The sequence below is a fragment of the Micromonospora rhizosphaerae genome (genome assembly GCF_900091465.1).
GTDB lineage: Bacteria > Actinomycetota > Actinomycetes > Mycobacteriales > Micromonosporaceae > Micromonospora > Micromonospora rhizosphaerae.
Map to the genome: position 1 here is coordinate 5,408,925 of NZ_FMHV01000002.1, position 22,425 is coordinate 5,431,349.

Annotated in this window: 21 protein-coding genes and 1 pseudogene; 11 read left to right on the plus strand and 11 right to left on the minus strand. The window is 69.9% G+C overall.

Features of this window, described 5'->3' with window-relative positions:
• Positions 1-4: 4 nt before the first annotated feature.
• The 4 genes from GA0070624_RS25415 (at position 5) to GA0070624_RS25430 (ending at position 7,304) form a co-directional block, all read left to right on the plus strand.
• Complete coding sequence (locus GA0070624_RS25415; RefSeq protein WP_091345369.1) at positions 5-1,522, plus strand: IPT/TIG domain-containing protein; 1,518 nt, start codon at positions 5-7, stop codon at positions 1,520-1,522.
• 19 nt (positions 1,523-1,541) lie between these two features.
• Positions 1,542-5,033: a peptidoglycan-binding protein gene (locus GA0070624_RS36015; RefSeq protein WP_245718980.1), complete on the plus strand. Its 3,492-nt coding sequence runs from the start codon at positions 1,542-1,544 to the stop codon at positions 5,031-5,033.
• A gap of 709 nt (positions 5,034-5,742) precedes the next feature.
• Positions 5,743-6,150 carry a YciI family protein gene (locus GA0070624_RS25425; protein WP_091345371.1) on the plus strand — a complete coding sequence of 136 codons (408 nt, stop codon included), beginning with the start codon at positions 5,743-5,745 and terminating at the stop codon, positions 6,148-6,150.
• 8 nt (positions 6,151-6,158) lie between these two features.
• The gene (locus tag GA0070624_RS25430; protein ID WP_091345373.1) at positions 6,159-7,304 is read left to right on the plus strand and encodes an RNA polymerase sigma factor; all 1,146 of its coding nucleotides are present in this window, start codon (positions 6,159-6,161) and stop codon (positions 7,302-7,304) included.
• Positions 7,305-8,010: 706 nt separating this feature from the next.
• Here GA0070624_RS25430 and GA0070624_RS25435 read toward each other — a convergent pair.
• Entirely contained in the window at positions 8,011-8,550 is a 540-nt protein-coding gene (locus GA0070624_RS25435) for a TetR/AcrR family transcriptional regulator (RefSeq protein WP_091345376.1), read from the minus strand.
• A 75-nt stretch (positions 8,551-8,625) separates the two neighbouring features.
• Here GA0070624_RS25435 and GA0070624_RS25440 point away from each other — a divergent pair, with 75 nt between their 5' ends.
• The 5 genes and pseudogenes from GA0070624_RS25440 to GA0070624_RS36975 all read left to right on the plus strand — a co-directional run.
• A complete protein-coding gene (locus GA0070624_RS25440) occupies positions 8,626-9,057 on the plus strand; it encodes a hypothetical protein (RefSeq protein WP_091345378.1) in 432 nt (143 codons plus the stop codon).
• 239 nt (positions 9,058-9,296) lie between these two features.
• Positions 9,297-9,467: a hypothetical protein gene (locus GA0070624_RS35005; RefSeq protein ID WP_176731870.1), complete on the plus strand. Its 171-nt coding sequence runs from the start codon at positions 9,297-9,299 to the stop codon at positions 9,465-9,467.
• 386 nt (positions 9,468-9,853) lie between these two features.
• On the plus strand, positions 9,854-10,210 hold the full coding sequence (locus GA0070624_RS25445; RefSeq protein ID WP_091345380.1) for a VOC family protein: 357 nt from the start codon (positions 9,854-9,856) through the stop codon (positions 10,208-10,210).
• Between the two features lie 408 nt (positions 10,211-10,618).
• The gene (locus GA0070624_RS36970) at positions 10,619-10,984 is read left to right on the plus strand and encodes a hypothetical protein (RefSeq protein ID WP_425413521.1); all 366 of its coding nucleotides are present in this window, start codon (positions 10,619-10,621) and stop codon (positions 10,982-10,984) included.
• Positions 10,899-11,282: pseudogene (locus GA0070624_RS36975) on the plus strand (cytochrome P450); the annotation flags it as partial. The gene GA0070624_RS36970 and the pseudogene GA0070624_RS36975, both read left to right, overlap by 86 nt.
• Before the next feature lie 434 nt (positions 11,283-11,716).
• Here GA0070624_RS36975 and GA0070624_RS25455 read toward each other — a convergent pair.
• The gene (locus tag GA0070624_RS25455) at positions 11,717-12,109 is read right to left on the minus strand and encodes a hypothetical protein (protein ID WP_141715165.1); all 393 of its coding nucleotides are present in this window, start codon (positions 12,107-12,109) and stop codon (positions 11,717-11,719) included.
• A 436-nt stretch (positions 12,110-12,545) separates the two neighbouring features.
• On the opposite strand from GA0070624_RS25455, the gene GA0070624_RS25460 reads away from it, so the two are divergent.
• On the plus strand, positions 12,546-13,118 hold the full coding sequence (locus GA0070624_RS25460; protein WP_245718981.1) for a sugar O-acetyltransferase: 573 nt from the start codon (positions 12,546-12,548) through the stop codon (positions 13,116-13,118).
• A gap of 470 nt (positions 13,119-13,588) precedes the next feature.
• On the opposite strand, the gene GA0070624_RS25465 is transcribed toward GA0070624_RS25460, so the two are convergent.
• The gene (locus GA0070624_RS25465; RefSeq protein WP_091345385.1) at positions 13,589-13,849 is read right to left on the minus strand and encodes a hypothetical protein; all 261 of its coding nucleotides are present in this window, start codon (positions 13,847-13,849) and stop codon (positions 13,589-13,591) included.
• Positions 13,850-14,012: 163 nt separating this feature from the next.
• On the opposite strand from GA0070624_RS25465, the gene GA0070624_RS25470 reads away from it, so the two are divergent.
• Complete coding sequence (locus GA0070624_RS25470) at positions 14,013-14,678, plus strand: TMEM175 family protein (RefSeq protein ID WP_218105297.1); 666 nt, start codon at positions 14,013-14,015, stop codon at positions 14,676-14,678.
• A gap of 328 nt (positions 14,679-15,006) precedes the next feature.
• Here GA0070624_RS25470 and GA0070624_RS25475 read toward each other — a convergent pair whose 3' ends face one another.
• From GA0070624_RS25475 to GA0070624_RS35010, 8 genes are all read right to left on the minus strand, one after another.
• Positions 15,007-16,086 (minus strand): FUSC family protein, encoded by a 1,080-nt coding sequence (locus GA0070624_RS25475; protein ID WP_245718982.1) that lies wholly within the window; start codon positions 16,084-16,086, stop codon positions 15,007-15,009.
• 1,036 nt (positions 16,087-17,122) lie between these two features.
• The gene (locus GA0070624_RS25490) at positions 17,123-18,400 is read right to left on the minus strand and encodes an MFS transporter (RefSeq protein WP_091345395.1); all 1,278 of its coding nucleotides are present in this window, start codon (positions 18,398-18,400) and stop codon (positions 17,123-17,125) included.
• Positions 18,400-19,815: an FAD-dependent oxidoreductase gene (locus tag GA0070624_RS25495; RefSeq protein ID WP_091345397.1), complete on the minus strand. Its 1,416-nt coding sequence runs from the start codon at positions 19,813-19,815 to the stop codon at positions 18,400-18,402. The genes GA0070624_RS25490 and GA0070624_RS25495 overlap by 1 nt, the downstream gene beginning before the upstream one ends.
• A 76-nt stretch (positions 19,816-19,891) precedes the next feature.
• Positions 19,892-20,386, minus strand: coding sequence for a GNAT family N-acetyltransferase (locus GA0070624_RS25500; protein WP_091345400.1), 495 nt, complete (start codon positions 20,384-20,386; stop codon positions 19,892-19,894).
• Complete coding sequence (locus tag GA0070624_RS25505; protein ID WP_091349775.1) at positions 20,386-20,712, minus strand: ArsR/SmtB family transcription factor; 327 nt, start codon at positions 20,710-20,712, stop codon at positions 20,386-20,388. The genes GA0070624_RS25500 and GA0070624_RS25505 overlap by 1 nt, the downstream gene beginning before the upstream one ends.
• A gap of 11 nt (positions 20,713-20,723) precedes the next feature.
• Positions 20,724-21,968: a M28 family metallopeptidase gene (locus GA0070624_RS25510; protein ID WP_218105298.1), complete on the minus strand. Its 1,245-nt coding sequence runs from the start codon at positions 21,966-21,968 to the stop codon at positions 20,724-20,726.
• Positions 21,965-22,219 carry a hypothetical protein gene (locus tag GA0070624_RS25515; RefSeq protein WP_091345403.1) on the minus strand — a complete coding sequence of 85 codons (255 nt, stop codon included), beginning with the start codon at positions 22,217-22,219 and terminating at the stop codon, positions 21,965-21,967. Before GA0070624_RS25515 ends, GA0070624_RS25510 begins: the two co-directional genes overlap by 4 nt.
• A 14-nt stretch (positions 22,220-22,233) precedes the next feature.
• Entirely contained in the window at positions 22,234-22,383 is a 150-nt protein-coding gene (locus GA0070624_RS35010) for a hypothetical protein (RefSeq protein WP_176731871.1), read from the minus strand.
• Positions 22,384-22,425: the final 42 nt, after the last annotated feature.

Here is a 22,425-nt window from a genome sequence, read left to right on the forward strand (position 1 = left end):
TGCGATGGCCGACTACTCGATCTCGCCGGAGCGGCTGCTCGCGGCCAGCCGGGAGTTGGGATACATCGGCCTGCACATCGAGCAGGGCGTGCCGATCCTGGACCGCGACCTGAATCTCATGCACGACCTGATCGCGCAGACCGTCCGGGAGATCGTGACCCGTTACATCGGTGACGGCGCCCCGGCCGGCGCCGGTGGCTTCGCCGTGCAGCCCCTGCCCGCCCCGGACCACGAGCAGGACTTCCTGATCTCCGCGGGCGCGTCCACGCTGCCCGGCCGCTACCTGGTCGCCGGCATCGAGGTGATGATCGCGGAGCCGGTCCGCTACTCGAGACAGCCCGGCCTGCCCAAACTCACCACGCCGGCCGACGGCCAGCCGGACCCGCGGATCGACACCGTCTACCTGGACGTGTTCCTCGACGAGGTGGACGCCGGCGGCGACCCGGCGCTGCGCAACTCCCTCGATGTCGGCGTGCAGACTTCGGTACGCCTGCGCCCCGGCTGGGTGGTGCGGGTCGCCGAGGGCGGCGGCCTGCCGCCGGCGCCGCCCGGCCACAACTTCCACACCCTGGCCCGGCTGGCCCGCCCGCCCGGCAACCCGGCGATCACCGCCGCGATGATCACCGACCGGCGGCAGGGCGGGCTGACCGTCTCCGACCTGGAACGCCGGCTGCGGCGGGTCGAGATGGCTCTGCTGCCCGCCTTCGTCACCCCGCAGTTCACCCCGAAGCTGGGGGCGCCCGGCGACGAGGTGCAGATCTTCGGCACCAACTTCAATGTCGGCGCCGTCCAGGTGTTCTTTGGTGACGTCGCGGCCACCCGCACCACGGTCGGCTCGGCCACCCAGATCACCACCCGGGTGCCGCGCGGTGCCGCCACCGAGGGTGAGGCGGTGCAGGTGCTGCTCAGCGTGGAGAACGCGGCCGGGCGTACCGCCACCAACGCGGCGTTCACCGTCATGCCGGCGCCGGCCTTCGCGGCGCCGGGCGCCCAGTTCGAGCCGGACACCGGTGACCAGGGCACCGAGGTCACCCTGCACGGCGCCAACTTCAACGTGGCCGGGCTCGCCGTGAGCTTCGGGACGGTGGCGGCCACGTCGCTCAGCGGCCAGACGTCCCGGCAGGTCAAGGCGCGGGTGCCGCCCGGGCTCGTACCCGCGGGCAGCGCGAGCCGGACCGTCACGATCAAGGTGACCACCGAGGCGGGCACCGTCGAGAGCGACGACCCGTTCGTGGCCACCCAGGCCGTGCCGGCGCCGGCGTTCGCCACGGTCGGTCCGCAGTTCACGCCGAAGCAGGGCGCGCAGGGCGACGAGATCACTCTCAACGGCAAGAACTTCAACATCGCACCGCTGACGGTGAAGTTCGGCACCACCCTGGCGCCGAACATCACGTCCACCACGGCCACCCAGATCAAGGTTCGGGTACCGGCCGTGCCGTCGCCGCCGCAGACCCTGCGGATCACCGTCGAAACGCCGGGCGGCCCCGCGGAAAGCAGCTCCACCTTCACCGTCACCGGTTGACGCCACGAGGAGGCCAGCCATGGCGTTCGAGGTCCATCCACACGCACCCGGCAACCCGCCCACCGACCCGCTCAAGGTCACCAAGAACTCCGAGCAGTCCAGCACGATCAACCAGATCACCGGCCCGCCGGTGATCGCCAACTCGTACGTGAAGATGATGTTCCTGCGGGTGGCGATGACCGGGACCGGCACGGCGCCGACGCTGTCGCTGCAGACCGGGCTGGGCCCACCGGTGATCGCCACCGGCACACCGACCGCGGTGTATCGGGGACCGAACCCGGTCGACTACGTCGGCGACGTCCAGCTGATCACCGCCGGCGAGGCGGCCGGCGTCTGGCAGATCCGGATGGGCTTCGACCAGGACACCGACGAGACCTGGCAACTGGTCATCCACAACAACGACCCGGTCGTCGACCACGAGTTCACCTGGGTGGTGGCCAGCACGGTGGCCGAGACCGCCCAGCCGTGGATCGCGGTCTCCCCCGCCCTGCTGCCGATCACCTCGCTGATCAACCGGCCGAACTCCACCGACCTCAAGATCGAGCAGAGCGTGCAGGTGGCCAACCGGGGCACCGCGCCGCTGACCGTCACCGCCGTGGACCCGCCGGTGGCCGCCCCGCTGGAGCTGCGCACCGCGCTGCCGTTCACCGTGCCGCCCGGCGGCGTGCAGGACCTGGTCGTGCGGTACACGCCGCCGAGCACCGGCCCGGCGCAGGCGGCCACGACCGTCACCGTGACCGCCACCCCGCCGGACACCACCGCCGGCACCTCCCCCGGGCACAACCAGCGGGTGCAGATCACCGCGAAGGCCCAGGAGCTGGAGGTCGTCCTGCTGCTCGACGACTCCGGCAGCATGGGCTGGGACGCCATCGGCACCTTCCTGCCACCGAACTCGCCGAACGCCCGCTGGTCCGAGCTGGAGTCCGCCGCCAACAACTTCCTCGATCTGCTCGCCCACTTCGCCGCCGGGCGGGGCCGGTTCGGGGTGGCCCGCTTCCCGGCGCCCGACCCCAACAACCCGTCCACCTTCGACCTGGTGCCGATGACGGCGATCACCTCGAACATGGCGGCCGCCCAGACCGCGATCTCCCAGGTGGAGCCGTTCAACAGCACACCGATGGGCGACGGGCTGAACCGGGTCCTCGGCCCGCCCGGCTACTTCAGCCCGCAGGTGGACAACCGGCGCTGGCTGATCCTGATGAGCGACGGCGCGCACAACTCCGGCACCCGCAACCCGCGGGACTTCATGGCCGCCGGCAACTCCCCCCTGGACCGCAAGATCAGCCTGTTCGCCGTCGCGTACGGCATCGAGGGGCACACCGACGTCGACCACGTGCTGCTCAAGGACCTCGCCGACGCGTCCCTGCTGGGCCAGATCCGGCACGTCGACGAGGAGGGGGTGACCGCGTCCACGCTTGCCGCACAGTTGCGCGACACCATCAAGTCCGGGCTCACCGGGGCCACCTCACCGCTCGACCCGACCGCGCGGTTCCTCATCTTCACTCAGCCCGAGGCGCGGCACGACGTGGTGATCACCCCGTACGACACCCGGGCGGCGTTCGTCCTGAACTGGAACACCCCAGACCCCGACCGGCTGCGACTGGAACTGATCACCCCCGGGCAAAAGCGGCTCACACCGGAGGACGTGCAGGCCGGCCGGTTCCCGGGGGTGTCGTTCCGCGGCGGCAACCGGTCGCAGACCTACCTGGTCGACCCGGGGTTCCTGCCCGGTCAGGCGGGCACGTGGACGTTCGTCATCACCCACCCGCAAGTCATCATCGGCGCCGCGGGCCGGGACTCCGATGTCCTCGAGTTCGAGGACTACCTGTACGACACCGTCGTCGACTCCACCCTGCGCCTGCAACTGTCGGCCGACCGCGACACCTACTACGCCGGGGACCCGATCACCATCTCGGCCCGGCTCACCGCCCGCGGCCTGCCGGTACGCGACGCCAACGTGTTCCTGTCCACCACCCGGCCCGGGCAGTCGTTCACCAACTGGCTGGCCGCGCTGACCGTACCCGAGCAGGCGTTGCAGGATGCCCGCGACGAACTGCAGGGCAAGGACAGCACCCCGATACTGATCAAGCAGCGAGGCGCGCAGATCGCCGGACTCACCTTCCCGGGCGGCCCGACCGGGCTCACCCTGCCGATGGCCGACCACCGCCGCGACGGCACGTACCGGGCCACCGTCGAGCGCACCTCGGTGCCCGAGCGCTACACCTTCTACGTCACCGCGGTCGGGGTCACCACCGACGGCGTCAGCTTCCGCCGGGAGGCCAAGATCGAGACGTTCGTGCTGGTCCGGCCGCACCCGGCGTTCAGCCAGGTGTCGGTGGTCGAGGTGAAGCCGGGTCTGGCCTCGGTGATGGTCATCCCGCGCGACATCTTCGGCAATGTGCTGATTATCGACCCGTCGGTGTCGTCCAGCTTCGACGTCGTCGCCAACGACGGGGCACTCGCCGACATCGACAGCGGGCTCGACGGCACCTACACGACGTTCGTCTCGTACGACCCGAAGAAGAAACCCCCGTCGGTCGGCTTCGATTTCCTCGACACTCAGATCGTCAGTCCGGTCAAGATCAACCCGTTCGACAAGCTGATCTACGCGGACCGGGTCGACGAGTTCGAGGCCGGGCCGGTTACCAGGTCCAACAAGAACATCGACCCGGAGGCGGCGCTGGGCACCATGGCCGGCCGGAATCCTGACCAAGTCGTCGCCCTCGGCGCGAACGGCCGGCTCGCGGTCGCTCTCGACGGCCACCTCGTCAAGTCGCAGGCCGACGACGACGTCACCGTGTTCGTCGCCACCGACCAGGGCCTGCGCAGCTACCGGGTGGAGGCGCTGTCGGCGGACACCGGCGAGTGGGTCCACCTCGGTGACTCAATCGGCGTCACCCAGTCGTTCGCGCTCAGGAACGGTCGGCTGACCACCACACCGGCCATCCGGATCGTCGACACCAGCGGCCGGACCCGCGACGACGACCTCAACCTGCTGGAACGGCCGGGCGTCAACGTCCGCGGCGTCGGGTTCCTGTCGGTGGTCCGCGAACCCCGGCGCACCCTGCAGCCGTTCCCGGTGATCCGCAAGGGCGCCCGCAACCACCCGGTCGAGACGCTGCAATACCTGCTGCGCGCCCGCGAGCACCAGGTGGCGGTGGACGGCATCTTCGGCCCGGCCACCGACGCCGCCGTCCGCGCGTTCCAGAAGCAGACGCGCCTGTCCGTCGACGGCGTCGTGGGCCCGAAGACGTGGCGCGCGCTGATCGTCACCGTCCGGCGCGGCGACAAGGGCGACGCGGTACGCGGCGTACAGGAGGAGTTCCAGTTCCGCAACCAGTCCGGCGACCCGGCCAAGGGGCTGCGCGTCGACGGCATCTTCGGCCCGCAGACCGAGGCCGCCGTACGCGGATTCCAGCAGGCCATCGCCGCGGACGTGTCCCGCTTCCCGGTCGACGGGATCGTGGGTCCGCTGACCTGGCAGGCCCTGATCAGCGGAATGCTGTCCTGACCGGCCCGGCCCGCGGCGCCCTCGTTCCGGACGCCGTGGGCCGGCTACGCGGGCTGGTGACCGTCGCCATCGCGCTCGCCTTAATCATCGCCGTGGAAAAGGAACATGGCCCAGACGCCTCAGCCGCGCGCCGTCGTTTCCGTCTAGGTCCATGCGCACGTCCTGGTGGATGAATCTGCTCATGGCCGAACTTCCCTGGCTCTCGATGGGGCGGTCGGTCGCCGGTTCGACGGGTCGATGAGTGTCACTAGGGACGCGAGCGGGGCCGGTTGAGCGTCCGCGCCGGGCGAGTAGGTGAGCCGAGTCGGCTCTTCATTCCCGTCCGCATCCATGACATGGATGTCGAGCGCGACAGATCCGCCTCCGCTGGTGGCGGAGAAGGCGATCTCCTTACCGTTGGGAGACACGGCGGGCTCGCTGTCGACGACGCGCGCACACCACGACGCGCCAGGACCACACGTGGAGTGACGCAGGCGCGGCCTTCTCTTGATTCAGTTGCCTGGTCGCTGTTGATCTTGAACGCCTGGTTCCGTCTCTTCGCGCCGGGCCGCGGACCCGGACACCGCGAGATGGCTCACCCAGGCTCATCTATCAGAGTGAAAAGTTCAGAGTGAAAAGTTCGGACGGTGATGTCGAGAACTGGTGACTGGCTCCGTCCCCGTGGTGAACATGACCAAGATGGGTCGCACCAGCACCGAGGAGAAAGACGATGGCCAAGTACTTGCTGCTCAAGCACTACCGCGGCGCTCCGGCTCCGGTCAACGACGTGCCCATGGACCAGTGGACGCCGGAGGAGATCTCGGCGCACGTGCAGTACATGAACGACTTCGCGGCCCGGCTCGAGGGGACCGGCGAGTTCGTCGACGGTCAGGCGCTCGCCCCCGAGGGGACGTTCGTCCGGTACGACGGTGAGGGGCGCCCGCCGGTCACCGACGGTCCGTTCGCCGAGACCAAGGACCTCATTGCCGGTTGGATGGTGATTGACGTCGACAGCTACGAGCGGGCCGTCGAACTGGCCGGGGAACTGTCGGCCGCCCCCGGGGCGGGCGGCAAGCCGATCCACGAGTGGCTCGAGGTGCGCCCCTTCCTGACCGAACCGCCCACCATCACGGAGTGACCTCTCAGATGAACGAGGCCCTGCTCCGGAGCCTCACACCGAGCGTGCTCGGCATCCTCGTCCGCCGCGGAGCCGACTTCGCGGCGGCCGAGGACGCCGTGCAGGACGCGCTGGTCGAGGCGATCCGCGTCTGGCCGACCGACCCGCCGCGGGACCCGAAGGGCTGGCTGACCACCGTGGCCTGGCGCAAGTTCCTCGACACGACCCGGGCGGACTCCGCCCGCCGCCGGCGTGAAGAGCTCGTCGACGAGGAGCCGGCGCCCGGGCCCGCGCCTGCGGTGGACGACACGCTCCAGCTCTATTTCCTGTGCGCCCACCCGTCGCTGACGCCGTCGTCCGCGGTCGCGCTCACGCTGCGCGCCGTCGGCGGGCTGACCACCCGCCAGATCGCCCAGGCCTACGTGGTACCCGAGGCGACCATGGCGCAGCGCATCAGCCGGGCCAAGCGCACCGTCTCCGGCGTGCGCTTCGACCAGCCCGGCGACGTCGCCACCGTGCTGCGCGTCCTCTACTTGGTCTTCAACGAGGGCTACTCCGGCGACGTCGACCTCGCCGCCGAGGCCATCCGGCTCACCCGGCAGCTCGCGGCCGCGATCGACCACCCCGAGGTGGCGGGGCTGCTCGCCCTCATGCTGCTCCATCACGCCCGGCGTCATACCCGGACCGCGCCGGACGGCAGCCTGGTGCCGCTCGCCGAGCAGGACCGCCGCCGATGGGACTCCACGTCGATCGCCGAGGGCGTCGAGATCCTGCAGGCAGCCCTCGCCCGCGACCGGCTGGGCGAGTTCCAGGCCCAGGCCGCCATCGCGGCACTGCACGCCGACGCACCCACCGCCGAGGAGACTGACTGGGTGCAGATCGTCGAGTGGTACGACGAACTCGCGCGCCTGACCGACAGCCCGATCGTCCGGCTCAACCGCGCGGTGGCCGTCGGCGAGGCCGACGGACCGCGCGCCGGGCTGGCGGCGCTCGCAGCGCTGGACGACTCACTGCCCCGCCACGCAGCGGTGACGGCGTACCTCCACGAGCGCGACGGCGACCTGGCGACGGCGGCCCGGCTGTACGCCGAGGCGGCCCGAAAGGCCCCCAACCTCGCCGAGCGCGACCACCTGACGCGTCAGGCCGCCCGGCTCAACGCCCGCCGCTGTCGCTGACGGATCGCGCTCGGACTTCCGGCAGCCTTGGTGAGCGAACGTAGCGGTGGGAGAACCGCTTGGGCGGAGTTCGTGCCGTTCCTTGGCCTTGCGACCTGGAGGTCCGCGCAAGGTCATCTGCTCGACCAAGGCGACAGACCACTGATCCCTCGGCCCGCATCTACGAGTTGGAGGCTTACCCACCATCGTGATGTGGCGATGTGCGCATTCATACCGCCCAACGGGGGTGACTGGGGAGTTAACTCCCGAGTCGGGATGCTGCCAGTGACCACTGGTTGGTTCGGTGTGTGGACGTGACGTAGAGCGGCCACCGCCTGATCATCGAGATCGACCAAGATCCTCGATGTGGGGCGGTGGCCGTGGCCGGCGGCATCGGCCGTGGTGCTGCCGGTGCTCCCTGCGTTGCGGGTGCGAGCGGGGCCGGCGGAGGCGGTGTCGGCTGCGGGCGCGCGGCGGCGAGTTGTCATCGATCCACCAGTCGATCGTGACCCTTGACCCCCAGCAGCCACCGCATGGCCTCCCGGAGCAGATCGGCGTGGCCAGCGAGAAACAGCCTGACCCAGCAGCCGGTCGAGGTCGGGCCGGGCTGCTCGTGGCGCTCGCCTTCGGCGGGCCTGCTGATCGCGCGTGCGGGGTGGGCTGCTGCCAACCGGCTGGGCGTCCCGGACGAGCGTCGCCCACGCGCTGCCCACCGAGTAGGCGGCGCTCAGCCCGTGCCGTGGAACGCGTCGATGCCCTTGCGCCAGGTGGTGTCGAGATCGGCGCCGGGTGGGAAGCGTTGGTTCAGCTCGAGGATGACCATGCCGTGCGCGAAGGCCCAGATGGCCCGTGCGCGTTCGCGGTCACCGCCGGTGGCGTCGAGGAGCGGCTTTGCGGCCGCCTCCTCGGCGCCGGGGGTGAGCAGGTCGCGGCGCAGGGGCCGCTCGGTCATCAGCCGATAGAGGTTCGGCTGGCGGCGCGCGAAGTCGCGGTACGCGGCGGTGAGGGCCGCGATCGGGGCGTCGGATCGATGGACGGCCTGCTCGAACAGTTCGGTCTGCTCCTCAAAGCCGACCGAGATCAGCGCCGCCTCCAGTGCCTGCTTGTCGCGGAGGTGCTCGTAGATCGAGGAGGCGCGGATCCCGAGTTGGGCGGCGAGGCGGCGCATCGACAGTGCATCGGGGCCCTCCCGCTCGAGGAGCTGGCGCGCGGTCTGCACGATCTCCCGGGCTCGTGGAGTGAGCCGGCTTAGTGCGTAGGAAGCCATCCGTCCCGCCCTCCCAGAATACCCTAACGATGTTAGGCTGGAACCCTAACACCGTTAGGACGAAAGGTAGCGTCGATGCCCGCTCGTGCCCCGTCCCTTCACGTCGAGACCGGCACCGGCTCCGCGCGGATCCGTGACCGCGTCGCGCGGGCCCTCCTCGTCCTCGCCGCCGCCGGCGCCGTCGCCGCGGTGGCAGGCGCAGTGGACGCCGTCGCGGACGCCGGACCGGCCACACGGATGGTCGAGACCTGGCGCATGCTCGGCTTCGGTGTCTTCGCGGGCGTGTTCCTGCTGCTGGCCTACCGCCCCCGGCTGTACGCCGGCATCTGGGAGCTCGCCATTCTCAACAAGCTCGGCCTGACCCTGGCCGCCCTGTCCTTCGGCAGCGGGACCGACGGCGCTGGCGCGGCGCTGATCGCCGACGGAGCGGTCACGCTCATCCTGCTGGCCGCGTATGTGCTCAGCCGGGGCTGGACTGCCTGGTCGACCGCAAGGGCCGCGGCGTGATGCAGGGCGTCCACCCCCGCCCGCCGAACGCCGCTCCGGACACGCTGACCGCGTCCGCATCACGCTTCCTGGTCGAGATCATCGCCTGGGTCGTCGTGCATGGGCGCTCGCGTCATATTCGATCTGGCTCGCCGTGCTGGCCGACGTCGTGCTGATCGGGCGGGGCGCTTGGTCGGCCCGACTTGCAGCATCGAGCTGAACATCGGAACGGACAATCCCGTCGATCCGATCAGTTGCACGTGCGTGGAGGAGGCGACGAGGTTCTGGCCGTTATCGCGCAGATCGTCGCGTCGGTTGGTGGCCGCGCGCTTGACATCTCCACCGGAGAATTCCTGACCGGCGATCCCACTCAGACCGCTGGCTGGCACGGCTTCCAGCAGTACCGGGACCAGATCCTTCGCGGCAGCTGATGTCCGCGAGTCCGTCCCGCGTGAGCCTCGGCGAGTTGCGTCTGCTCATCGCCACATTCCGATTACGGCTGACGATCTCATCGATAGCGTTACGGCCTGACCAGCGGCATTACGGCACGAACCTACGCCCGCCATCGCAGCAACGCCCGGTCGCGTGCATAACCTGCAGACTGACCAGCAACTGCTTGCCGGCTCGGTTACGCGTCGACCCCCTGCAGGACGATCTGTTCCACGCGCTCGCCCAGAGTGCGCTGCAACGTGGTGGTTGAGGCCAGCCACCGAAACCCGCACGACGCCAGTCGCTCCCCAGACACGACCCGGCCGCCTGAACCAGCGTGGCCGATGGTCTCGTAGTCTCGATGGACGGGCTCTGCCAGGATCGGCGCATGGCGAACGTCTGGTCCGGTGTCACGATCGACTGCCTTGACCCCGAGCGGGTAGCCCGATTCTGGAGCGCTCTGCTCGGTCGCGAGCCCGGACCATCGCAGGAGGGCTGGGTCTACCTCGGCGAGCGAGGTGACCCGCAGCCGCGGCTGGTGTTCCAGCCAGTGCCTGAGCCCCAAACAGGCAAGGTGCGGATTCACCTCGACATCTCCGTCGACGACATCGACGAGGCCATGACGGCCGTCATCAATCTCGGTGGCCGGTTCACCGGTGAGCGGCACGACTACGAGGAGGGTGTGGTCGTCGTCATGGCCGACCCGGAGGACCACGAGTTCTGCCTGGTCAAGTACTACGGCTAACGGCGGCGCGCGGACGCACGCCGATCGGAAGAAGCGTGCGTCGGGCCACTGGTGGGCCATTCGACCTCACGGTGTGTCATGGTGAGCCGGGGTGGGCCCGATAGCGGGTGACGGCGTGAGGCCCGGCGACCCGCCACGTCCACGACGCCGTGGTGCAGTGCGTGTCGGCCGATGCCAGACACCTGAGTGGGACGCCTCCTGACCGGGCGCCACCCGAAGGAACTCGAATGTCCGACCGTGGAACAGCACCTGTTTCTCCGCCCATGTCGGACCTGATCGGCCGGCTGGTACTGACCCGGCGGGTGCAACGGGGTCTGCTGCCCTCAGCCGTCCGACCGCTGAACGCGGCCGCTGGACGGCGCCGGGCATGATGCAAGGCACCGCGCCGTCTACAGGGGAGGCACAAGGATGGAATATCAGACGGCGCTGGCGTCGCTGTTCCTGCCGGAGGGACGCCTCGATCCGTACCCGGTCTACGACGTGATCCGGGCGCACGCACCGATCTTCCAGGCGCTCGACGGTCGCTGGTTCGTCACCACCCACGCGCTCACCAGCCGCCTGCTGCGCGACCCGAGCCTGCGCGTGGCGGACGCCGCCGCGTACGACGGCTTCTGGCCGGACTGGCGGCAAAACCGTGGGGTCGCCTCGATCGTGCTGTCCATGCTGCAGACCAACCCGCCGGACCATACCCGCGTTCGTCGAGGAGATCCTCCGGTACGACTCTCCGGTGCAGCTCACCACCCGGTTCACGACCAGCCCGCTGGATCTCGGTGACGGGCTGCGGCTCGCCGGCGGCGCGGAGCTGACTATGCTGCTCGGTTCCGCCAACCGCGACCCGGCACGCTACCCCAACCCGCACCGATTCGACCCGGACCGTCCGAACATTCAGCCGGTCTCGTTCGGCGGCGGCGCCCACTACTGCCTCGGCGCACCGCTGGCCCGACTGGAGGCGCAGGTCGCGTTCCCGCTGCTGCTAACCATGCTGCCCCGGCTGAGCCTGGCCGGCCCGGGCGAGCGCCGCGACCGCCTGGTGCTGCGCGGCTACGCCACGCTGCCGGTCACCACCGGCTGACATAGCCACACCGCGTCACCAAGGGCGGTGACCTCGGCCGTACAGGCCCCGGGCCGCGGGCCGTCCCGCCACAGTCAGAATTGAACGGTGACCGGATGAACGCCGATCATCGTCGCCTCCGCCGGCGTGTAACCGCGCCTATCCTGCGACAGTATGGCGTCACAGGTGCCGCCCGGCTTGGTCCACCGCAGGCACCGAGTAAACAGGATCATGACGGGCGCAAGGTCAGGCAGTTGAGGACATCGCCGACCAGCGCGTAGTTCTCGGCAGGTACCGGGCCGGATCGGCCGACTGGTGGTGCCCGGCCTGGTTCGACAGCCCTTTGGTCTTGGGCCGGCTGCTCGATGTCGACGCCAATCAACCAAGTGAACCCTCGGGCGAACGCCGCCAGGTCATCGCGAGGATGCCCAAGTGGGGCATCCTCGCGACTCGGTTCAGGACAGGCACTGCGTGAAGAACACCTCCACATTTGTAATGCCGTGACACGCCGGACCGTTGAACTGCGCCTGTTCCGGGATCTCCATGTCGGGTCCCACGATGTAGGTGCTCACGTCGGCCGCGCCGTCGCCGTCGAGATCGAACCCCAGCAAGCCCGAAAAGCCCTCGCCCGTCTCGGGGTCGACCAGGCCTTGTTCGATGCGCTGCTGCAAGCCGTCCGATACCCACACGAGCTCCCCGGTGTTCACGTCTATGACCACCTGAACTCCCGCCGCTGGGTTCTTGTCCGCGTTTACGCATTCATGTGCCCACGCCGGGGCGGCGGCGGTGAGGAGCGCGGTCGCCACAGCGACCGAGCCAAGCAAGACACGACGAGCTGTTTTGATCATGGACGACCTCCCGATGCTTGTTCGCCGACCCGCGCCGTGCACGGGTCTGTCAGCTGACGGCGAAATCCTGGCGCCAGGCAGCCCAACAGGTCCAGATGTCTGTCGAAACATCGACATCGCCTGACTGCCGCGACGGCGTGCTGAGTGTCCCGGGTTTCGCAGAGGCCAATTGATTGATTTAGATTTCACTCGATCATGAAGAGCCCATCACCGGATCTCAGCAAGTCTCTGCCGAATCTGCAGCGATGGCCCAGTATCCGGCAGCAATGCACGGGCTCCTGCCAGAGTTCTATATGTGACGGGCCCAAGGATGACTTGCAGACAGCTGGTGCTCAGACGCCGGCGCCGACTTCGACACAGGCCCTACCTGGCGGCCGAGGCGTAGGGCTTGGGTACGTTGGGGCGCATGACCGCTGCTTCTTCGGATGGTCGTTCCATGCGCGAGCGGATGCTTGCCGGTGACCTCTACATCGCCGACGACCCTGAGTTGGCGGAGCACAGCCTCCGCGCGCTGGACCTCATGGACGCCTACAACGCCACCTCCGCGCGTAACCCAGACGAGCGGCGCCGGCTGCTGACCGAGCTGCTGGGCGCGGTCGGCGGCGGCACCGAGATCCGCCCGCCGCTGTATGTCGACTACGGCAAACACATCCGCATCGGTGCCCGTACGTTCGCGAACTTCGGCCTTGTCGCGTTGGATGTCGCCCCCGTCATCATCGGCGACGACGTGCAGATCGGGACGAACGTCCAGCTACTGACTCCGACCCACCCGCTGGAGCCGGAGCCACGCCGGGCGAAGTGGGAGGCCGCGAAGCCCATCACCATCGGCGACAACGTCTGGCTCGGCAGCGGAGCCATCGTCCTGGCCGGCGTGACCGTCGGGGAGAACACTGTGGTCGGTGCCGGGTCGGTCGTCACCCGGGATCTGTCAGCAAATGTCGTCGCGGTCGGCAACCCGGCCCGGGTCGTGCGCCGGCTCGACCTGCAATCCGCCGCCGACCAAAGATGAGCAACCACAGCGCAACTCGCCCACCGCCTAAGCACATGCGGGGAGGCACTTGGATGCCGAGCTTTCCGGGAACCTTGGCCGGATTCAACTGCTCGGCACAATCGCCCTTCGGCGGGCGCTGGGACATCGACATCAACGGCGAAGAAGGGACGGTTCGGCCCGTAGCGTGAGCCCCGCGGGCCCTGATACGACTCTCTCCGGCCCCGGCAGGACGCTATTGCTGATACTGCTCGGCCGAACCACGGCTACGACGGGGAACAGCTTCAGAACTGACCCTCCCGGCCAGGTCACCGGATAGGTGTCCCGGAGGCCACACATGCCGTGGCGGCGCCGGTCCTCTGGCTCGTCGAATTGGTAGACCTCCGCTTGGACCAGATGCGGCGCCTCGCCGCGAGCGAGGGAGTCGAGCTGGTGTCCGGTCTCGTTGGCCGCTCGCAGGGCGCCACCCGGCCAGGCGGCCCGCCAACACTCTAGGTGCGGTCGGACGAGGCGTACGGCCGCGGCGTGGAAGTCTCGCAGCGGGCGAAATCGCTGGCGGCCGCAGCGGCCCTCTGCCGTTCGAAGCCACGCGCGGCAAGGTCTCGCCGGGCGTAGGTGGCACTCAGATCAGTGCCGGGGGCACCGCCGCCGGACAGCGTGATCGCGGCCGCGTACGTCGCGGGGTCGGCGAGCTGGTCGGGTGGGAGGGTCAGCACGGCGTCGCCCGCTTCCGGAAGGCCGCCGTTCTGCATCAGGACGATGATCTGCAGCCCGCCGTGGTTGACCAGCCGGTGGATGGTCCCCGGGTGCGACGGTCATGCCGGCACCCGCCCCGCGGACCCCACGTGTTCTACTTCCGTGATGCGGGTGGAAGACGACACGGTCATCCCCGAGGGGTCACGGGCCGGCGCGGCGATGCAGACCGGCCGCCAGGCGGGATCCGAACCGGTCCCGGCCCGAATCGAACTGGAGATGGTCAACCCCGAGCGGCTGGTCTTCTTCTCGGACGCGGTGATCGCCATCGCAATCACGTTGTTGGCGTTGGAACTGCCCGCCCCGGTCGGCCAGACAAACGCCGAGCTGTGGCGCGATCTGGCTCGCAACGTCAACGACTACGTGGCATTCCTCATCAGCTTCGCGGTGATCGGGGGCCACTGGTTCCTGCACCACCGCACGTTCGGTCACGTAGCCAGGCTGTCCGGCCGGCTGGTCCGCTGGAACATGCTGTGGCTGCTCATGATCGTGTTAACGCCGTTCGTCACCAGGGTCATCGTCGGCGACGGCGCATTCGCCGCACGGTTCACCCTCTACGCGGCGATCCAGGCGCTCGCGTCCCTCTTCTTCCTGCTGGCCGTGCTCGAGATGGACCGGCACGGACTGGCCCGGGCGGGCACACCGCGTTCGCTGTTCGGCAACGGCTACCGCATCCTGTCGGTCGCGGCCGGCGCGTTCGCGGTGTCCATCCCGTTGGCCTTCGTGACGCACTGGGCGTACGCGTGCTGGGCGGCCATTCCCTTCGTCGCGCGGGTGCGGCGTCTCGCCGACGCTGCGCGGCGGCGTCCACGGCGTGCGATGGTGTAGGGCCTGTCCTAGGCACACAAACGGTGCGGGCAGATATCGATCTTGCCCCGTTGGGATTCGGTTCGTGTCCGAGGATCGACACGAACCGATTCCCAACGCGGGTTGCGGCTTCTCGGTGCCATCTCGCTCGGCTGACAGCCGCTCTTCCTATGCATGGCACGTCCGACCGGGTTGCCGGTGATTTGGTAGCCGCGCGGAGGTCACGAGGTCGTAACCCAGAGTGTAGCTGCCCGATTCGGAGTACGCGGCTCCACCGCATGCTCCAGAGCCAGCGGCACCCCCGGCATCCGCGCCGTCAGATATCAAGAGGGCAACACAGATTGTTTACTCAACTCGCGTCGGGCGCCAACCGCGCCTGCTGATTCGCCTCTGCCTTTGGCACTCCGGATGCTTGAAGCACTTCGCTGATGGCAAGGCGCAGCCGCGAAACGAGGACCTTCCCACAGAACTCGACATCCTCGGCGCAGGCTTGGTTGACTTCCTCGATGGCCTGTTGCGCCCGCGCGCGCGCAAGGTCGGGCTCTCGCCCGGCGAGGAAATCACGATGCAGCAGCCTAACCGCCTGGCCGAGGTGCTCGATCGACGCTGGAAGGCTGGCCGGTACCGGTTCACGCTGCCGCAACGTCGATACGACCCAATGCGCCATCTCGCGGCTGTTCGAGTAGGCGTATTGGAGGTGCTCGGAGGCATGCTGGTACCGGCGCAGGATGTCCAATCGTCGCCACCGCCAGGGTGAGAGAACCGCTATCTCCCCCGCCGCAGCGACCATCTCGATCGTCTTGTTTCTTTCCTTCTCTACCGCGACCAAGCGCTGCGATGCGCCCGCGGCCTGTTGAACGTCGCGCTGCTCCAAGGCCTGAGCGACAGCCGTGAGATTACGTGCGAAGATATCCAGTGTCGGACCGGCAGAGCGGTGTACGACGCGCACGGGGTTGGCCGGCAGGATCAGCAGCGCAACGGCGATGGCCGCCACCCCTCCGATCAGCCCGTTGACGGTCCGCGCCACGGCCAGGTGTGATTGTTCCGCAGCGAGCGTTCCCAGCAGCAGGGCGGTGCTTCCGGCGTGCACCATGACGGCTCCGCCCCCACGAATCACGGCTGCCGACGAGATCGCGACCGCCACGATCAGGCCAGTTTGTATAGGTCCCGTCCCGATGACCTCGATGATCAACTGTCCGGCCAACACCCCAACGATCACCCCAGCGATGAGTTCCGCCGCTCGCCTGATCCGATTGCCAAGGGCCGCCGCGATCGTGCCGATCGAGGCGGCGGGCGCAAACAACGCCTGCGAATTGTGCAGCACGTCGTCCGCAATGAACCAGGACAAACCGGCCGCTGCACCCGCCTGGACCGCGATGATGAGATAGGTGCGAAGCCGCTCATACGCCTCCCGGCTTTCTCGCCGCACCAACTCTGACCGCACACCCGGATCTCGGCTACGCACGGCACCTCCGAAAAGCAATGGAGGCGCGGGTCACGTCTGCGGACACCGCTCGGGGTGGTAGTGGTCCTGCAAGGTGTGTCCGGGCAGGTTGATGCAGCGCTGGCCCGGTAGGGCCTGGCATATGGGGCAGGCGCGGAATTCCGGCCCCTCGGGACATGGATGTCCCAACTCACAGACCGCCTGGCTGATTTCGTGGGCCGCTATGTGCAGGCCGTCATCGTCGTGCACCACAGCACGTTCATGAACTCGCACGAGGGCGCCCCGCAGGCGCTGGAGTGCTTCCTGTTCAGAGGCCACGGGCTCCATTCTCTGGATCCCAGCCCCTCTGGTCCCGGCATCAACGGAATGGATCTGGTACGGGAGCCCGCGCGGTCAAGCGGACCTTGACACAGGTTCTCGCGCTGGGCGGTGGAGCGCATCCGCGCCCGCAAACCGGCCACGCCGGAGACGGGCGCGTGAACATCGCGAGCGCCGGGGCGCTCGGGCCACGGCTCGGCGCGGGTCGCGAGGCGGACGTGTACGCGTGCGGCGACGGGACGGTGCTCAAGCTGTACCGTCCCGGCTTCGGCGGCCACCGCACCGAGACGTTGGCCCTCCGGTCACTGGAAGATCGTGGCGTCGCACCGAGGCTGGTCGACGTCATGGACTGCGATGGCCGCACCGGCTTGGTGGTGGAGCGCCTGGCCGGACCGGATATGCTGAGGCTTCTGCAACGCCGACCGGCCCGGCACCCTGCGCTGGTGGGCCAAGCTGCTGTTCGTCGCCGCTCTCGTGCTCGGCTTCGCCGGCCCTGCCGCCGCCCTCGCCGGCATGCGCTCACTACCCGGCCTCGACCACCGACCGCTGCACGTCGGCGGCCTGGTCGTGACCGTCGCCGGCATCGCCGCCACGCTCGCCGCCCAGCTCGCAATGGACACCTCCTGGCGGATCGGCGTCGACCCTTCGGGGGCCGGCTTCGCCTCGGCTAAGGCATGTAGTTCGCCCGCTCCAAAGGCTTGCCCTAAACAGCCTGCCCGAACCGCCTGCCGCGGACGTGGGTCCTCCTCCCCTGCTTGATCATCATGCCGCCCGCTGCAAGGAAGCACGCGGACGCGACGACTCCCAGCAGCACGTCATAACCCTCGCTGGCGAGGACCGTGGCGGCGACCAGCGGTGCGGTGGCTTTGGCGATGGTGACGCAGGCGGCGAGCCGTCCGGCGATGGTGGCGTAGGCGGTGGTGCCGTAGCGGTCGGCGAGCAGGGCCGGGGTGGCAAGGCTGGCGATGCCGAAGCCGAGTCCGAAGCCGGTGACCGTGATGATCGCGCCGATCGGGGTCCCGGCGAGCGCGGGCATGGCGAGGACCGCGAGGGCCTGCGTGGCGAAGACAGCGGCGACGATGGTGGTCACGGCCAGCCGACGACGGGCGGCGGTCAGCAGAAGGCGTCCGGTGACGGACAGGACACCCAGCAGGCCGGCGATGGAGGCGGCGAAAGTGGCCGGGTGGCCCCGGCTGGCGAGGTAACCGACGATGTGGACCGTCATGGTGCTGGTGGCCGCGCCGTGGGCCGTGAAGGTGCCTGCGAGGATCCACAACCTGGCATCGCGCATGGCGGTGCGAGCGACAGATGTGCGCTGCCTGTTGTCCTGCCGGTTCGGCGGCGCCGAGAACGCGGCCGGCGGGGACGGAGGTTTGCGGATGGTGAGGGCGTGCAGGGGCACGGTCACCACGCCGTAGATGGCGGCGAGGACGAGCAGGGTGCCGCGCCAGCCGAGGTGTGCGTCGAGGAAGCCGGTGAGCGGCATGAAGATGGTGCTGGCGAAGCCGGCGACGATGGTGACGGCGAGCAGCGCGGTGGCGCGCCGCTCGGGGGTGAACCAGGTGACGATCACGGCGAAGGCGGGCTCGTAGAGGACCATCGCGCCGCTGATGCCGATGCCGATCATGACGGCGTAGAGCTGCCAGATGGTCTGGACTTGGGACCAGGCGATCAGCAGGACCGTCGCGGCGATGGAGCCGATGGTCATCAGGGCGCATCCGCCGTGGTGGTCGAGCCACCGTCCGACGGGGATGGCCATGAGGGCGCCGGCGAGGACGCAGGCGGTGAGTGCGCCGGTGACAGCGGCGGCGGAAGCGCCGAGGGTGGCCGCGATCGGGCGGAGCAGAACCGCGTAGGCGTAGTAGAGGGTGCCGTAGCCGATGGTGGTGGTGATGGCGAGGGCGGCGACGATGCGCCGGCCGTGGGCGTGGTGCCCGCCGACCTGCCGGCCGGCGGGCACCGTGGTGAGGTTGGTGGTCATCAGCTGCCGCAGCAGCCGCCGGTCTGGTCGCCGGCGGGTGCGACGTCGAGGCTGATGAGGTTCAGCGGTGCGGACAGCAGCCCGCCGGAGATGCCGGTGGCCAGGCCCTTGCCGGCCGTCTCCGCCGGGGCTGGTCCGCAGCAGCTGTCGGTGCCGGTGGAGTCGGCGGGGTTGCTGTTGCAGACGCCGGTCTCGGGCAGGTCGAGCTGGACGTCGCGGGCCGCCTGCCAGTCCCCGGCGAGGGCGGCGACGACGGAGCGGACCTGTTCGTAGCCGGTGGCCATGAGGAAGGTGGGCGCGCGGCCGTAGCTCTTCATGCCGACGGCGTAGTAGCCGACCTCCGGGTGTGCGAGCTCGTCCACGCCGTGCGGAGGCACGGTGCCGCAGGAGTGCTCGTTCGGGTCGATCAGCGGGGCGAGCGCCCGGGTGGCGCCCATGACCGGGTCAAGGTCCAGGCGCAGCTCGGCGGCGATCGAGTGGTCGGGGCGGAAGCCGGTGGCGGCGACGATCCGGTCAACGGTGACGGACTCGTCCGTGCCGTCGGCGTGGCGGACGACCACGGCGACCCGGCCGTCGGTCGGGGTGAGCGCGTGCACGGAGAAGCCGGTGAGCAGCCGGATCCGGCTGGCTTCCACGTGTTCGCGCAGCCGGGAGCCGAGCGCCCCGCGGGCGGGCAGCGCGTCGGCGTCGCCACCGCCGTAGGTGCGGGCCGGACTCGCGGAGCGGATCGCCCAGGTCACCTCCGTGCCCGGCTCCGCGGCCGCCAGCTCAGCCAGGGAGAGCAGCGTGTTCGCCGCCGAGTGGCCGGCGCCGACGACGAGGGTGTGCCGGCCGGCGAAGCGGTCCCGGTCCGCGCCGAGCACGTCCGGCAGCGCGTGATCCAGGAAGGCGGCCACGTTCTTCTCGCCCCGGGCGGGCAGGCCCGAGGCGCCGAGCACGTTAGGAGTGCCCCAGGTGCCGGAGGCGTCAATAACCGCGCGGGCCAGCAGCTCGTCACCGTCGACGAGGCGGATCAGGAACGGGGCCTGCTCGCGGCCCGCAGTGCGCAGCCGGTCCAGGCCGAGGCGGCTGATCGCCTCCACCCGCGCGCCGTAGCGCAGGTGAGGCTTGAGCTGCGGCAGCTCCGCGAGGGGCTGGAGGTAGTCCGCGACCAGCTCCGCGCCGCTGGGCAGCGCGTCCTCGGCCGGGGCGACCCAGCCGGCGTCGTCGAGCAGCCGGCGGGCGGCCGGGTCGACGTTGTAGCGCCACGGGGAGAACACCCGCACGTGCCCCCACTGCCGCACCGCCGCGCCAGCGGTGTCGCCGGCCTCCAGAACGAGGAAGGGCAGGCCACGCTCGTGCAGGTGGGCGGCGGCAGCGAGACCCACTGGGCCGGCGCCGATCACCACGACGGGCAGCTCGTTCATGACGCTCATCGGAAAACTCCTCTGTGTTGAAAACTGTCGAATCAAGAAGGCGCAGTTGTGCTGGGGCGGGCGGAGCTGAAGGGGTTCAGGTGATGACGGAGCTGCGTCGCTCGAGCAGGATGACGTCGCGCCACCGCCCGTAGTGCCGGCCGACCCGCTCGCGGGTGCCGATGACGCGGAACCCGGCCCGCTGGTGCAGGGTGAGACTGGCGGTGTTCTCCGGGAAGACGCCGGATTGGATGGTCCAGATGCCGGCGGCCTCGGTGGAGGCTATCAGCGCGTCCAGCAGCAGCCGGGCCACCCCTCGGCCCTGTGCGGCGGTGTCGACGTAGACGGAGTGCTCGACCACCCCGGCGTAGACCGCACGGCTCGACGTCGGCGACACCGCCACCCACCCGACCACGATGTCGTCCGCGTCGACGGCCACAAGGCGGTGGTCAGGCAGCTTGCCCTGGTCGAATGCCGCCCAGGTCGCGGTGGTCTCGAAGCTGGCGTCGCCGCCGTCCAGGCCGGCCTGGTAGATGGCGAGGACACGATCGGCGTCGTCCGAGGTCATCGGGCGGACGGTGATGTCGGCCATCAGCAGGCTCCGATCGGGCTGGGGGCCGGGCGGCCCATGACGACGTCGGCGGCGGACGGGAAGCAGCCGACGCAGGCGTCGTTGATGCGGTAGTGCCGGGCGGTGCCGACCGGCTCGACGAGCACGAACCGCACCTCGGTGAGGATCTTCAGGTGTTGGGAGACAGTGGACTGGGCCAGGCCGACGGCGGCGACGATCTCCCCCACGCTCATCGGCCGGGCGTGCCGGGCCAGGTACTCCACGATCTGCACCCGGCTCGGGTCCGCGAGGGCCCGGAACCACGAGGCGTAGGTCTGCGCGGTATCCCGGTCGAGGAGGTCGTCCACCACCACTCCCTCTATCGTCTATCGCCGATTGGCGATGAAAGCCTAGCAGGTGCCGCCCCGGTGAGGTGGGCGGTCGCGACTACGAGGCGGGCGAGCGCGGCCAGGGTGGCCGGGTCGACCTTGTCAGGGGTGTCGGCGGGGCTGTGGTAACCGCCCATCCCGGCACCGATCCCAACCGCGGCGAAACCGGCACCGCCGTAGCGACGGTTGTCCGACGCCACCGGTGCCGCCGTCAGGGGGACGCCGGTGTGCCGTCCGGCCTGGTCGAGCAACGCGAGCAGGCGGTGGGCGGGCCCGCCGGCCTCCACCGCCGCCGCCCCGTCGAGGCGGCCGGCGCCGTCGACGTTGATGACCAGCGGCGCGGCCCCTTCGGCGCGGAGTTGGGTGGCGTGGTGGCCGGAGCCGAGCGCGCCCACCTCCTCCCCGTCGAGCAGGGTGACAGACAGTCCCACCCCGGCGGGCAGTGCGGTGGTGAGAATGCGGGCGGCTTCAAGGACCACGGCGACGCCGGTGGCATTGTCCGAAGCGCCAGGCAGGCGGAGCCCGGGGTGATCGCCGACGCCGTCGTAGTGCGCCGTCAACAGCAGGACGACGCCACCAGGGGCAGGCTGCCCGAGCTGGGCGTGGATGTTGGTGCCGGTGACGTCGTCACGCCGCAGCGGCGTCGCCCCGTCCAGCCAGCCGCCGCCTGCAACTGCGGCGACCAGGACGGCGTGGTGGGTGTCCGGGTCCAGGGTCAACACCGGCAGCGGCCCGGGATCCGGGCCGGCGAGCATGGTGAACTGCCAGCCCTCGGCGTCGACCGGGCGGCGGACCAGTAGCCCGGCGGCGCCGTGGGTGTCGCGGTAGGCGTCGAACAGGCTCATCTCGGCCGGCACGACCAGCCACCGCCCCGCCGGGTCATCGCTGCCGGCGACACCGAGGGCGCCGCGACGGATGTCGGACGTGTCAGCGGAGGCAGGGTGGATTGCGACCTGCCGCCCGAAAACCAGCGGGGCGGTGCCGCTCCGGTCGCCCCAGGTGACCGTCGGCGCTTCATACACCTGCGGCACGGCGCGGACCGGGAACTCCTCAGTGCGGACGTCGGCGCCGAGGGCGGTGAGCTGGTCGACGAGCCAGGCGCGGGCCGCCACCCCGCCGGCCGAGCCGACACGCCGCCCCGCCATAGGATCGGAGGCGAGGGTGGCGATGGTGGCGGTCATCCGGTCGGCGCTGACCTGGTTGAGCAGGTCAGCGAGGTCGGTGGGGGCGGTCATGAGCAGCAGCCCTGCCCGGTGGCGATGGCGTCGGCCTTGGCCTGCGTGCCGCAGCACGAGTCAGCCGCCTGCGCGGCCTGCCGCGTGCCGCAGCACGTGTCTGCGCCGGAGCTGGCGCTCTCGCCAGCGGGCGGGAGGATCCCGCCGACAGCTTGGGCGGGGCTGCCGCAGCAGGCGCCGGAGCCGATGACCTGCAGCGCGGCGACGGGGTCGCCGGAGAAGCCGCCGGCGCCGGCGGTGTTCTGGCTCATCTTGGCTCCTCTCCTCAGCGGGGGCTGGTCAGCGTGTAAGCGGTGGTGCGGGCACGGTCGAGGCGGCGCTCAGCGCGCTGGGCGGCGGTGGACACCTGGGCGCAGGAGTCGCAGAACCGGACACCCGGCAGCGGTGTGCGAGGGCGGCGGGTGAAGCCGAACATCGTGAGACCTCTTTTCCTCCGGACGTCTGTCTTGACGCCCGT